This window comes from Methanobacterium sp. BAmetb5 (assembly GCF_003491305.1).
Taxonomy (GTDB): Archaea; Methanobacteriota; Methanobacteria; order Methanobacteriales; family Methanobacteriaceae; genus Methanobacterium.
Map to the genome: position 1 here is coordinate 2,007,501 of NZ_CP022706.1, position 12,500 is coordinate 2,020,000.

The 12,500-nt window shown below is 42.7% G+C and carries 14 protein-coding genes and 1 tRNA gene (1 of these 15 only partly in view); 9 read left to right on the forward strand and 6 right to left on the reverse strand.

The window, feature by feature from the left end:
* Nucleotides 1-1,112 carry the 3' portion of a PAS domain S-box protein gene (locus tag CIT02_RS09960; protein WP_292612070.1) on the forward strand. The gene continues 652 nt to the left of window position 1, outside the view, so the window shows 1,112 of its 1,764 coding nt (coding positions 653-1,764); its start codon lies off the left edge, out of view; the stop codon is at nt 1,110-1,112.
* 54 nt (nt 1,113-1,166) lie between these two features.
* On the opposite strand, the gene CIT02_RS09965 is transcribed toward CIT02_RS09960, so the two are convergent.
* The 3 genes from CIT02_RS09965 to CIT02_RS09975 form a co-directional block, all read right to left on the reverse strand.
* Entirely contained in the window at nt 1,167-1,652 is a 486-nt protein-coding gene (locus tag CIT02_RS09965; RefSeq protein WP_292612072.1) for a TspO/MBR family protein, read from the reverse strand.
* Nucleotides 1,653-1,767: 115 nt separating this feature from the next.
* Nucleotides 1,768-2,241: a pyridoxamine 5'-phosphate oxidase family protein gene (locus tag CIT02_RS09970; RefSeq protein ID WP_292612074.1), complete on the reverse strand. Its 474-nt coding sequence runs from the start codon at nt 2,239-2,241 to the stop codon at nt 1,768-1,770.
* A gap of 86 nt (nt 2,242-2,327) precedes the next feature.
* Nucleotides 2,328-3,689, reverse strand: a complete 1,362-nt coding sequence (locus CIT02_RS09975) for a rhodanese-like domain-containing protein (RefSeq protein ID WP_292612075.1) — start codon at nt 3,687-3,689, stop codon at nt 2,328-2,330.
* A 186-nt stretch (nt 3,690-3,875) separates the two neighbouring features.
* Between CIT02_RS09975 and CIT02_RS09980 the strand changes: the two genes are divergently transcribed.
* The 4 genes from CIT02_RS09980 (at nt 3,876) to CIT02_RS09995 (ending at nt 7,046) form a co-directional block, all read left to right on the forward strand.
* Nucleotides 3,876-4,817: an ATP-binding cassette domain-containing protein gene (locus tag CIT02_RS09980; RefSeq protein WP_292612077.1), complete on the forward strand. Its 942-nt coding sequence runs from the start codon at nt 3,876-3,878 to the stop codon at nt 4,815-4,817.
* 2 nt (nt 4,818-4,819) lie between these two features.
* On the forward strand, nt 4,820-5,584 hold the full coding sequence (locus CIT02_RS09985; protein ID WP_292612079.1) for an ABC transporter permease: 765 nt from the start codon (nt 4,820-4,822) through the stop codon (nt 5,582-5,584).
* 324 nt (nt 5,585-5,908) lie between these two features.
* Nucleotides 5,909-6,676: an ion channel gene (locus tag CIT02_RS09990; RefSeq protein WP_292612081.1), complete on the forward strand. Its 768-nt coding sequence runs from the start codon at nt 5,909-5,911 to the stop codon at nt 6,674-6,676.
* 220 nt (nt 6,677-6,896) lie between these two features.
* Nucleotides 6,897-7,046 (forward strand): hypothetical protein, encoded by a 150-nt coding sequence (locus CIT02_RS09995; protein WP_156104948.1) that lies wholly within the window; start codon nt 6,897-6,899, stop codon nt 7,044-7,046.
* 123 nt (nt 7,047-7,169) lie between these two features.
* Here CIT02_RS09995 and CIT02_RS10000 read toward each other — a convergent pair whose 3' ends face one another.
* The gene (locus tag CIT02_RS10000) at nt 7,170-8,552 is read right to left on the reverse strand and encodes a cation diffusion facilitator family transporter (protein ID WP_292612086.1); all 1,383 of its coding nucleotides are present in this window, start codon (nt 8,550-8,552) and stop codon (nt 7,170-7,172) included.
* A gap of 256 nt (nt 8,553-8,808) precedes the next feature.
* On the opposite strand from CIT02_RS10000, the gene CIT02_RS10005 reads away from it, so the two are divergent.
* From CIT02_RS10005 to CIT02_RS10020, 4 genes are all read left to right on the forward strand, one after another.
* Entirely contained in the window at nt 8,809-9,477 is a 669-nt protein-coding gene (locus CIT02_RS10005) for a hypothetical protein (RefSeq protein ID WP_292612089.1), read from the forward strand.
* 138 nt (nt 9,478-9,615) lie between these two features.
* Nucleotides 9,616-10,305, forward strand: coding sequence for a Dna2/Cas4 domain-containing protein (locus tag CIT02_RS10010; protein WP_292612091.1), 690 nt, complete (start codon nt 9,616-9,618; stop codon nt 10,303-10,305).
* Nucleotides 10,306-10,377: 72 nt separating this feature from the next.
* Nucleotides 10,378-10,449, forward strand: a tRNA-Gln gene (locus tag CIT02_RS10015).
* Between the two features lie 44 nt (nt 10,450-10,493).
* Nucleotides 10,494-11,699 (forward strand): ATP-grasp domain-containing protein, encoded by a 1,206-nt coding sequence (locus CIT02_RS10020; RefSeq protein WP_292612093.1) that lies wholly within the window; start codon nt 10,494-10,496, stop codon nt 11,697-11,699.
* A 26-nt stretch (nt 11,700-11,725) separates the two neighbouring features.
* Here CIT02_RS10020 and CIT02_RS10025 read toward each other — a convergent pair whose 3' ends face one another.
* Nucleotides 11,726-11,923: a hypothetical protein gene (locus CIT02_RS10025; RefSeq protein ID WP_048073833.1), complete on the reverse strand. Its 198-nt coding sequence runs from the start codon at nt 11,921-11,923 to the stop codon at nt 11,726-11,728.
* A 98-nt stretch (nt 11,924-12,021) separates the two neighbouring features.
* Nucleotides 12,022-12,432, reverse strand: a complete 411-nt coding sequence (locus tag CIT02_RS10030) for a DUF61 family protein (protein WP_292612099.1) — start codon at nt 12,430-12,432, stop codon at nt 12,022-12,024.
* Nucleotides 12,433-12,500 lie beyond the last annotated feature (68 nt).

Consider the following 12,500-nt stretch of genomic DNA (forward strand, 5'->3'; position numbering starts at 1 on the left):
CGGTTAAGTACGTTTATCTTACGGTGGCCATGATCCCCGACACCCAGAAGAGTATGATCTCTGTTCTGGACATGACTGAATTACAGAAATCTAAAAAAGCCATTGAAGAATCAAGGGAGAAGTTTAAAAGCATATTTGAAAATGCAGCTGAAGCTATTCTCCTATTTGATTGTGAAGGTAACGTTGTAGAAGTGAATACTAAATTTGAAGAAGTTTTTGGATTTAGCAAGGATGAAATCATTGGAAAGAACTTCATGGCCATTGTCTCCTTGATAGAAAAGGAGTATGAGGCAGCAAAGTCATTTTTCAATGGTTTACTTTCAGGAAAGGAATTAAAACAGGTTCAACTGGTGGTTAGGAATAAATATGGAAAAGAAGTGATCTTCCGGGCCAGGCCATCCATTATAAAAAATAAATGTGGAATTAATGGTGTTTTATTAATTATGGAAGATATCACCGGACTAAAAATTGTAGAAACCAGTCTTAAAAATTCTTTAGAAGAAAAAGAAGTTTTATTAAGGGAAATTCACCACAGGGTGAAGAATAATCTGCAGATCATATCCAGTCTTCTGAGTTTGCAGCGAATCCGGGTAGAAGATGCGGAAACCGCCTCTATATTATGGGAATGCCAGGGGAGAGTCCGGACCATGGCCATGATCCACGAAAACCTGTACCAGTCCAAGAACATGGGCAATATACACTTTGGAAACTATGTAAATAAACTCTTAGAGGATATATTCAATTCTTATCGTGTGGATAAAAGATCCATCACCTTAAACACGGATATTGCCAGTGGAGAGATGGGTATTGAAACCGCCATGCCCTGTGGTCTCATAATCAATGAACTGGCATCCAACAGCATCAAACATGCCTTCCCTCAGGGAACTGGTAATATTAAGGTGGAATTAGAATCAGATAATGGGTTTTACGTCCTCAAAGTTGCCGATAATGGAATTGGCTTGCCAGAAAACACTGATCCAAAAAAATCCAAGAAACTGGGTTTACTGGTGGTCCGTACACTGGTGAATCAATTAAACGGGGAAATGGAGATTGACCGCACCAGAGGCACCCAATATACCATCAAGTTTCAGGAACTGTATTACGAAAAATAATAAAAAAAATTAATGGGTTTAAGTATTTGCATTATTTTTGGTTTAAACATTTTTTTAGTTCAATAACATCACACTGTAGTTTAGATAGGATGCAATACTAACCCAGATTATGTAGGGAACAAATAGGAGTCCGGCTGGTTTGGATAGAACGTAGAATGCCACCAGGTTAGCCAGTATGGCTATCCACAGTAAGAATATTATTATAAATCCGCCCAATATGGAGTGCAATCCGAAAAACACCAGTGACCACAGGATGTTCAGTACCAGTTGCACTGCAAATATTCCTATGGCAAACCGCACATCGCGCCGGTCCCACCCCTGTCTCCACACCAGGAAAAGTGCTATTCCAATTAAGATGTAAAGAGTGGTCCATATGGGTCCAAACCACTCATTAGGTGGGGTCCAGGCTGGTTTGGCCAGTGCAGCGTACCAAGTGGTTATCTCCGGGAAAGTGGCCAGACTCCCCACTGCACCGGAAAAGAAAACTATCAATATAGAAGCAATTAAGCGAGGAACTTCCCTCAAATTAAAATTTTCCATAAACTTATCAATCCTCCATTTTTTATATAAAAGGCGCTCCTATTCTGTTTAATTATAACTTATACATTCCTTTTGGGGTGAGAGTAGCTAATAAACTGTGCCCATTATTGAAGTATCATGAATTTTTAAGGGCCACTATCTCCTTTACCTCCACCAGTTTCCACACCACTGATTTTTCACTATGGATTAATGATTCCAGGGGGTCTTGGGGGGAGTGACCTAGGGCCGCCAATATATTAGGGGAGAGATCTTTGTTTTTTATTAGATCCACGAACATCTCCCTTACTTGGAGCTTCTCCTCCTCCTGGTCAACTTCATCTATCTTACCCTGCAGTGTCACAAAACGGTACTGTGCAAGGTCCGGACTGTAATTTTCAATCTCCACTGCCACCTGGGGGTTGCTCCTGAAAAGTTCCACCTTTTTACCGTACCGGGTACTGAGGAAGTAGATATTTTTCCCCTTAAAAACATACAAAAATGGGGCAATGTAGGGATAATCTCCCTTAAAGGCAATTCTACTCACGTACTCCTCAGAGATAAATCTATCGTACTCTTCCTTTTCCATGGTCGGAATTTTCAAAATATCCAAAGGTATCACCTGCTATTTTTATATATTGGGGTATTTTACGGATTTATTGCAATATAATATTCATTAAGTGATGATTTGTTCCCGGTTTAATCCTTTACCACAGGGTAACCCGCCTGTTTCCAAGCAGTCATACTACCCAGGACAGTGGTCAGATCAGTGAAACCTTCCCCTTTAAGGTAACTGCATATCAGGGTTGATTTAAATCCAGAGTCACAGTAAACCACCACTGGATGGTCACGGGGGATTTCTGATATCCTCACGGGCACCTCACCAGTGTATATGTGGTGGGATCCTTCTATGTAGCCTTCCTGCCGGTCATCTATCATACGCCCGTCCAGAAGGAAAAAATCATCCTTTAAATTTTCTTTTAACTGCTGCACACTCCAGAGCTTCAGAGTTTCAATCTTCTCGGCATGGAGGTACCAGTTAGGGAAACCACCAGCCAAGTAACCGTAAATATTGTCAAAGCCCAGCCTAACCAGCGCCTGGCGAACCTCATCCCAGTTATGGTCCTGATCATCCACCAGAATAATGGGGTCCTGGTAATTCAAAAACCAGCCAGCAAAGGCCGGAACACCCTCACGCCATATATTTAAACTGCCAGGGAGGTGTGCCCCACCAAAGCTGGTGGGTTTACGGACATCCACTATCTGTACGCCTTCATTTTTCATTTTTTTCAGGATTTTAGGGGTCAATGCCCGAAGATAAGGTAGTCTACCCAGTAATGGAGCTCCATTCTGGTTAAAAAACTCCATCTTCCTAAAGTAGGGTGGGGTGTAAAGTTCTTCTGCCACTTTCATCTGAATGAACTCTTCCCTACTGGTGCATTGTAACTGGGGATTGGTTTTCCTCTCGTAGCCCAGGGTGGTGTAATCTTGTTCACGTATATCTGCCCCGCAGATGGAACCCGCCCCATGTGCCGGGCACAGAATGGTTTCGTCCCCCAGGGGTATGATCTTCTGGAAGATACTGTCGTAGAGTAAACCCGCCATTTTTTTCTTTTTATCTTCCCCTAAAAGGTCTATACGCCCGGTTTCCCCGGCGAAGATCAAATCCCCGGCAAACACCATCTGAGCAGCATCAGACACATTTTTATCCCTTAAAACCAGTGATATGCTTTCAGGTGTGTGTCCTGGTGTTTCCAATATTTCTAGCTCAGCATTCCCAAACTTGAAGGTGTTCCCTTCACTTACCGGGGTTCCGTAGGCAAATTCCAGATTTTTCCCATGGAATATCTCTGCCCCGGTGGCCTGGGCCAGTTCCAGGGAGCCGATAACGTAATCTTCGTTGCGGTGGGTTTCAAAAATATGGGTTATGTCCAATCCCGTTGTTTCTGCCATTTTAAGGTAGATATCCACGTCGCGTCGTGGATCAACCACTATAGCCCGACCAGTGGCCTCAATAAAATAAGAATGGTGGGCTATCCCCTCTGATTTTATCAGTTTCACAATGATAGTGTATCCCCCCGGTTTAGTTTTTACTTAAACTAGTGTTTTATATGGATTTTATAAAATTAATAATTTAACCATAAAATTAATATCAAAATGGGGCATAATGATTAAATCTTACCAGAAACACATTTATTTAAAGATAAATTAACTGGGATTTAAGGGCAACTTACCGGGAGGAAGAGCATGGAATACATTATCGAGACCCAGGATATATCCAAAAAATATGATGATTTCACGGCAGTCAACGGTGTGAATCTTAAAGTACCTAAAAATAGTGTTTACGGGGTATTAGGGCCTAACGGGGCGGGTAAAACCACACTGATATCCATGTTGTGTACCATTCTCCATCCCACCAGTGGAACCGCCACCGTCAATGGGTATGATGTCAGGAAACAGCCCAAAGAGGTTAGGGAATCTATTGGGATTGTTTTCCAGTCCCGAGCACTGGATGACATGCTCACTGGCCGTGAACACCTGGAAATGCATGCCTCACTCTACGGTGTGCCCAAAGACGTCCGTCAGACGCGTATTGATGAGATACTGGATCTCATTGCCCTGGGTAAGAAGGCCGATGAATTCGTTAAAACCTACTCTGGGGGTATGAAACGCCGCCTGGAAATAGGCCGGGGACTCATACACCATCCTAAAGTGCTTTTTTTAGATGAACCAACCCTGGGACTGGACCCCCAGACCCGGGAGAGTATATGGGAATATATCAAGGAGTTAAACCAGCATCAGGATGTCTCGGTGCTGATGACCACCCATTACATGGAAGAGGCGGACCGGTTGTGTGATGAGATATCCATAATCAACCAGGGACATATCATAACCTCGGATTCGCCCCGCAACCTGAAACGAGAGCTTAAGGCGGACACTATTACCATGCAGGTGGACAAACTGGAAGAATTCACCAGGCTGGTGGAGAAACTGGACTTTGTAAAGGAAACCTACGTTATGGATTCGGAGATCAAGCTCCTGGTGGAGAGGGGGGAGAACCTGGTGGCGGAGCTGGTGAACTTCGCCAATAAACATGAGATCTTCGTTTACTCCATAGAACTGGAACACCCCAACCTGGAGGATGTGTTCCTGAAGTACACCGGTAGAACCATCCAGGAGGAGGGGTAATCATGGCGGAACTGGAGGGAATCTACACTATCTGGCTCAGGGAGAACAAGAAATTCCTGCGCTACCGTTCACGTATTGTCACTTCGGTGGTAACTCCCCTGTTGTGGCTCTTGATATTCGGAACCGGCCTGGGATCAGCCATGCGGTTCGGGAACATAGCCGGTGGTTACCAGGCCTTCATCTATCCTGGAATCATTGCCCAGACCATCCTCTTCACCTCGGTATTCTCCGGGCTTTCGGTGATACAGGACCGGCAATTCGGATTCTTAAAGGAGATACTGGTGGCACCCATTTCTCGTCCAGCCATTGTCATGGGAAAGGCCATTGGAATCAGTACCACGGCCCTTATCCAGGGAGTTATACTACTGCTCTTGTCCTTCGTGGTCAGTGTCCCCATGGACGTGTACATTCTCCTGGGATCAATCCTGGTTATAATCATCATATCCCTGGGACTTTCTGGGCTGGGACTTCTGATTGCATCCTTCACCGACAGTATGGAGGGGTTCAACCTCATAATGAGCTTCATTGTAATGCCCATATTCCTCCTCAGTGGAGCACTGTTCCCCATAACCGGACTTCCCAGCTGGTTACAGGTAGCAGTCTATGCCAATCCCCTGACCTACGGGGTGGATGCCCTGAGGGGTATAATTCTGCACCAGTCAGTGCTGCCTGTATATCTGGATGTCATTATAATCGCGGTATTTGCTTTAGTGATGATCTTGATATCCTCGTTGATCTTCAGCAAAAAAGAGCAGAGTTTGATGTAAATAGCTTAATTCCTGATTTGGTGGGAATTGGGCTTCTTTTTTAATTTTTTATTAGTTTTTAAATGTTTGATTTGAGAATACATTCAATGATCTTTGAGGGTGATTTACTATATTTCGTTATAGCCTTATATTACGAAGTTACGAAGTAAATTTAACCTAGTTCTATTTTGTCATTAATCAATACCTAAACAAACCCTATTTATCCTAGTAAAATCACACTATAATCCTTGTACAAATGAATCAATAGGAATTATTTTCGATTTTTTTATTTTTAATCCCGTAATTGGCATGAATCAGGGAGCATTAATCAAAATAAAGGTTTGCATGAAAAATATAAATTTAAACCGGTTTATAGGGAATCGGGAAGTAAAAAAGATTACTGATGCGGTGATAATTGGGTTAACTCTTCTGGATGTTATCCTGTTAACCGGTATAATCTTTGTACAGGTGAACTCGGAAACCTACCAGATCATCCTCCTCTTTGACTTAATAGTGGTATTTATTTTAGCCTCCCAGTTTGTGCACCGGCTTTACCAGGCTGATGACCGGGTCAAGTACCTGAAAAACAACTGGTTCGATATAATTGGTATGGTGCCTGAAATTCTCCTGGCAGGATATTCAGGAATATTCAGATACTTCCGCCTGATCAAAATACTATCCCTTCTGCGAAGGAATATTGTGGGCCTCTTTGATTACATTGAACGGGCCAACCTGGAGTACGGTGTTATAACCCTAATATTCGTCATAATCTCCGGGGCAATACTGTTCTACTTCTTTGAATACGGAGTGAACCCCAGTGTAAACAGTCTGGATGATGCCCTCTGGTACATACTGATAACCATCACCACTGTGGGCTACGGTGATATTTATCCCCACACCATTGGTGGGAGATTTGCCACTTTAATCATAATTATTGGTGGACTGGCCTTCGTGAGCTACGCTGCTTTTAAAATAACTGGACTGTTCTTTGAGCAAACCGAAGATAAGGAAACAGTACTGGAAAAGAAACTGGAAGCAGTGGATAAAAAAATAGACAGACTCCAGGAAGAAATGGATGATCTTAAAAAACTCCTGGAAGCCAAGAATAAATAATATCTTAGGGAAAAATTGTTTCACCCTAAAATTAATCAAAATTAAGGCCAACCAACCAATCAATCAATTCTCAATTTCCTCTTCCTTAATCTTCTACGAATTTAACTTTTGAAGGTAAGAGTTCTCCATTGACCCGAACAGTTCGTATACGTCCAGGAAAACCATAAATATATAAACTCCGCTCATCAATATAGGTTCTGTTATTTAGGAGATCTTTTTTATGGCCAGATTTTACAGGATACGCGATTTTCTCGACGATGAGAGTGTTGAAAGATTCATCAACGAACTTATTGAGGAGAACATGGAATATTTAAGGACTAAATACAGGCAAATTACCAGTGCAGCCATTGAATCCAGAAAAAGACTCTAAAAAAGTCATAATTATTCTTTTTAGTTTGTTTAAACTTTTTTTTAATGGAAATAATCGTTTAAAAAATAGTGAAGATAAATAGAGATAATTAATCCCTATTTCTTTATTCAACTATAATTTATCCTATTTTTGATCTTCAGGGTGATGTAGTTCATCTTCAGCCATGGCCAGGAGTATAGTATCGGACATATGGACATCGTAGTAGTCAAAGTTACTCACAAAGTCCTGCAGGTACTGGCTACCATTTTCAGTCAGGCGGAAGTACTCATCTTCAAGTACCAGTAACTCCAGCTCCACCAGGGGCTGGGTCATGTTATCCCAGTCACCATCAAAGTCATGGACATCGGAACAGGTGGCATCAAGCTCGGAAAGCACAGGGATGTAATTATCGGGGTGGAAAGCATCCTGCAATGATTCAATGATTTCATCCCTGGTTTTACGGTCACCAGTCCACAGTATGTAGAGTATCCAGTTCTGGAAGGCCCGGAGCTTGTTCTCCTCCCAGCACTCCTCCATAGGCAGACGGTACTGTGAATAATCCTCTTCTTCCCCTTTCCTGGCTGATATAGCTTCCCGGAGTAGGTCCACCGCATCTTTGAATATACCCACAGAGATAAACAGTGCGATCAGGGCATCCACGAAGTAAATCCCCTGCATGGTGAATACTGCACCAGCAATAACTGACAGGCCGATAAATATATGGTTTTTAGAATCCACAGACTGTGAAATAAGGGTCAGGTTGGAATTCACCTTTCCCACGTAGCGCTGGTAGTAGAACAGGAAGACCGCGGCCAGGATGGCAATTCCTTCCACTGCTATCACCAGGTAAGGCATACCCATTGGGGTCAATGTACCGTAGAATGCGCTTATAAGATGAGTGACTGAGTCGTAACCAATACTGACCGAGGCAAAGAATAATCCGAATATTACCAGAAGGGTGGAGATGGTTTCCCGGTGGTATTTAATTCCCAACCAGACCATGAAGGCGGAAACAGTGTCCATGGTGGCATCGGTACCATCGGCAGTCAGCCCCACACTACCACTGACCAGACCAGACCCTAACTTCATCACTGCCAGGAAAGCATCCAGTACAGTGGTGTTACGGGCAGCTGCATCCGGTTTGAAGAAGTCCTTGCGTACCAGAGAGGCCTTCTTCTCCATGCGGTCCACAAATTTCTGGGCTTCCTTTTTTCCTTCTTCAGTAAGGGAGTAATGATCATCGACCAGGGCGACCCATCCACTTTCAATGAGTTTTTCACACTCTTCTTCAGTTTTACCAATTCTTTTATCCTTCCGTTCATCTTCCAGTTCAGAACGCAGATGAGCCAGGGTGAAAAAAAGTCTTTCCATTAGTGGTTCCCCTTTTTCCGGTACCTGCTGGTACCAGATCAGGGATAAAAAGAGGATAGTCTTGTCATCCAGTTCCTCCAGTGTGAGAGGACCTTCCTTGAGGAGGGCCATCATCAAGAACCGGTCGTATCCCAGTATTTTTTTATCGGATTTCATAGTTTTCCTCATTTAAACTGTATACCATAGTTATAGTACATAAATCTCTTATAAACTTTGTTTGTTCTTTTATATCTGGAATAAAAAATTAAGTGTCTTAAAACCAGATTTAAGTTACTGATATTGTTGATTTAGGTCAATCCGGTCCGGTAAATTAAAAAATTATATCTTTGTATCCTAGCAGACGGGTGCTGGCAATGATTTGATATTTTAAATGCAATAACCCGGTTTATTGTATTAAACCGGGAGAGGTGTGGTGATATCATCATCAACTATAAAAGACTGTCTCACCAATAGGGGTATAGATAAAGGAGAGTTTTTTCACATGGTGAAGCTAGTCAAATCTGCGGTCAAGTGCTATAAGAAAAAGACCAAAAAAACAGTGGGAGGCCAGAAGAAGACCTACGAGTACAACCAGTACCTGGTTCCCCTGAAACGATCCGATAACCTGGATTGCAGCATGGAAGTGTTCATCATACCCCAGAAGGATCTGGAAGAGTACATCAATGAGGATGGTGAATTCAAGGAGTTTTCCCGTAAGGAAGATGAATACCAGGTCAAACTGGATCAGTATGAAACTGAATTTGCAGATCTGGAGTGGAAACACAGCCAGCTATCCAAAACCTACAAGGAATTGTTCAGTAAGCATAACAAATCCCGCAGAAAGGAGAAGGAAATGGAGGACCGGATCGAATCCCTGGAAAGTGACCGGGAAAAACTGATCCATGCCCTGAAAGAGGAAAGAAAGCTCACTGAGAAACTCAAACTCCAGCAACAGAATAAAACTTCTCCCCTTTCGGACCAAACACCAAAACCAGATAAAATTAATGAGAATATGGAAAATAAGGATGATAATGGGGATAAAGACATTTGGACTGTCCTTAAAAGTCGCCTTACCAAAAAAGAGGATGAAAAGGAGGATTAAGCTCCTGTGAATACTTTTCACCTACTATACCCCAGCTTTTATTTACTCATTTTTAAACAATAATTAATCAATTCACACAGATGAAACCAACACCGTGTTTAATTAATATAATATAACACGGTAGTGCAAGTGTTTTAAATGCCTAAAACCAAGTCTCAACCCCATCCAGAGATATCCCAGGTGCTGGTCATGGAGGGGCACAACAACTTCCCTATCAGCTGGTTAAATAAGCAGGGATACTGTGAATACAGCATATACCTGGAAAATGTTAAGGGTTTGGAGGTCCAGCCCACCAGAAAAATGGTTATTGGCACCCAGGAACATGCCCGGTTAGAAGCAGAGTTCCAGGAGCATGCGGAGCCTGCCACATTTCAGGAGATGCTGGAGACCTCTAAAACTGCAGAACTTTTATCAAGGGAATTTCCAGTGGTTTCTGTTCATTATGGGATTAGGGGATTCATTGATGAAGTCTGGATGACTCCCGAGGAATTCATTATAATCGATGATAAACCTGGTACCCGGGCCTATGTGTCTTCCATAAACCAGGTGTGGGGGTACTGTCTTGCCTTCCAGGATATGGTTAAAGAGAATAGAACAATAATCGGGGCCCTGCGGGAGAGAGGGACGGATAACATTTTCTGGTCAGCTTATTTTGACCAGAAAGCCAAAACTAATATAAAATCTCTTATTGAAAGGATTCATAGTCTTCTCGTTGGGGAAAAGCAGTTCATACCCACCAGTAATCCTCGAAAATGTCGTAGTTGTCGTTTGAAAGTAAATTGCAATAGGAAGGCCAAACCAGGATCATTTAAATCAGTTAGATCCTAGTCTGCAGATAACTTTAAATAGCACTTCATTCAGAAAAGTGAAATGCTGCATGGGCAGCCTCTTTTATAGTATAGTCCCGTAGGGTAGTGGTAATCCTGCTGGTCTTTGGAACCGGCGACGGCGGTTCGACTCCGCTCGGGACTATTTTTATTTTTAACAAGATAAACATTCTTTTAAAGGGTAATCTTATGGAAAACATTCTGGTCGTGGGTGTCAACACCCGTGCTGTGGCTTGTTCCCTTAAAAGGTTAGGATACACTGTTTACTCTGCTGATTATTTTGGGACATTGGATCTGAGATCTTGTGCTGACCGGGTAGAATCGATTCTGGACCAGAAACCCGGTATTTCCTGTGGTAGGTTCTCAAAAAACTTCAATCCCAATCTTTTGAGAGAAATAGCCCTGGGAATGGTAGGGGATGTGGATGGTGTCATATCCCTGGCGGGGTCATCTCCTTCCTGGTTCCCTTCCGGTAAAATCATTGGAAATATGGAAGTAAATGGAGTTGAAGATAAATTTGCCCTTTTCCAGAGACTTAAAAAATATTTCAATGTTCCAATGACATATTTACCTTCTGATAATGCTGAAGTCTGGGAAATCATCAGCAATGCCCCCGAAAAGAAGTTCATTTTAAAACCAAGATCAGGGGCCGGTGGTTACGGGGTTCGGATTCTCCAGGGTCATGGTTCGGGAGTAACTGGTTTACCCGAAGAGGTAAATTTATCCCAGTGGCTACTTCAGGAATTTATTGAGGGTGAAAATGTCAGTGCATCGGTTCTCTCCACCCCTGATGAGGCCCATACCATCCTTACCAGTAAACAGATCATTGGGGACTGCACACTGGGTCAGAGGGAACCCTTTGGATACTGTGGAAACCTAGTACCATATCCCGGGGGTCTGGTTAGTAGGGAGGAAAAAGTTCCCCCTGGTGGAAGTTCCCCCACTAACCGAGATCTGAAGATCTCCCAGATGGCTGCAAAAGTGGTGGACCATCTATCCCTGGTGGGCTCAAATGGGGTAGATTTCATCAACAGGAATGGTGAGTTATACGTGATTGAAGTAAACCCCCGATTACAGGGTACCTGGGAATGTGCAGAACTATCACTTAACCGGAACATGGCCCAGGCCCATCTGGAAGCATGTCATGGGCAACTTCTGGAAGTTCCTTCTCCCCAGAAATTTGCAGCTAAAATGGTGGTCCATGCCCGGGAAAGATTACCGGTAAGTGATCTTCACTTCCCTGGTGTTTACGACCTACCCCATCCCGGGGTTATCATTGAAAAAGGAGAACCAATGGTCACAGTTTTAAGTACCGGACCTACACCGGAAGCTACAATTACTTCCGCCCAAAAAAAGGTTGATCAAGTTTACCGGTCCGTGGGTCAGGATATTTGATTTAATAGGATTTAATTCATTATTATTCAGGTAAATATAGTTATATAAATAAAAATCAGTGTTCCAATTACAATACCCACGGTGACCATTATTTCGGCTCCAAAAACTAGCATGGATACCTTGGCCATCTTATCCGGGTCCTTTTTTATTTCTTCCCAGTCAAAATCATATAAAAAATCCAAGTTAAATGATTTTACCTTTTGCCACATACTTTTTAATCCCATAAATAAATTCATCCTTTAGTCAGTTTTATTGATTGCTTAAACTTCAGTTAAATGCTTTTATACTCTGTTAGATTGATGTTCAGTACCATAATCTGATACTATTTAACCAGAAATATGTACTGTGAGGTGGTGGGTAACTCCCTTCTAACTACCTTTACATCGGCACGGTAAATATAAATTTCTTCACCACAATCTTCCTTTTCCAGGATCTGGCATACCACTAGGCATTCCAGTTTTCCCTTTATACGTGAATCGCTCATCTCGGAACTGATCTCGATGTACAAGGGAAACTTCAACTGTCCCCATTTATCCGGGGAAAGGAATGATGCGATTTTTTCCAGTTCTTTTTTCTTGAAACGGTGGCGTGTTCCATCGTTACCCAGTACATGGGGCCGGTCCTCCTCTAAAAGTTCCTTCAGGGTTTTTCTTCGCCGGGGAAGGTGACGGTTCAACACCATGATCTGTTTTTTTAAGAGTCTCTCTTCCCGGTTTACATCTCCTCTATTCATAGGTAAGAATATATTGGGGTGCTCTATAATATTTAATTGAATTGTCTTTGGTGGCTAAAATTCGTTAT

What these genes read in the sequence shown, in the direction of transcription:
- CIT02_RS09965 (WP_292612072.1), bottom strand. Translation starts at nt 1,652, where the DNA reads ATGGAAAATTTTAATTTGAGGGAAGTTCCTCGCTTAATTGCTTCTATA.
- CIT02_RS09980 (WP_292612077.1), top strand. Translation starts at nt 3,876, where the DNA reads ATGGAATACATTATCGAGACCCAGGATATATCCAAAAAATATGATGAT.
- CIT02_RS09985 (WP_292612079.1), top strand. Translation starts at nt 4,820, where the DNA reads ATGGCGGAACTGGAGGGAATCTACACTATCTGGCTCAGGGAGAACAAG.
- CIT02_RS09990 (WP_292612081.1), top strand. Translation starts at nt 5,909, where the DNA reads ATGAAAAATATAAATTTAAACCGGTTTATAGGGAATCGGGAAGTAAAA.
- CIT02_RS09995 (WP_156104948.1), top strand. Translation starts at nt 6,897, where the DNA reads ATGGCCAGATTTTACAGGATACGCGATTTTCTCGACGATGAGAGTGTT.
- CIT02_RS10000 (WP_292612086.1), bottom strand. Translation starts at nt 8,552, where the DNA reads ATGAAATCCGATAAAAAAATACTGGGATACGACCGGTTCTTGATGATG.
- CIT02_RS10010 (WP_292612091.1), top strand. Translation starts at nt 9,616, where the DNA reads ATGCCTAAAACCAAGTCTCAACCCCATCCAGAGATATCCCAGGTGCTG.
- CIT02_RS10020 (WP_292612093.1), top strand. Translation starts at nt 10,494, where the DNA reads ATGGAAAACATTCTGGTCGTGGGTGTCAACACCCGTGCTGTGGCTTGT.
- CIT02_RS10025 (WP_048073833.1), bottom strand. Translation starts at nt 11,923, where the DNA reads ATGGGATTAAAAAGTATGTGGCAAAAGGTAAAATCATTTAACTTGGAT.
- CIT02_RS10030 (WP_292612099.1), bottom strand. Translation starts at nt 12,432, where the DNA reads ATGAATAGAGGAGATGTAAACCGGGAAGAGAGACTCTTAAAAAAACAG.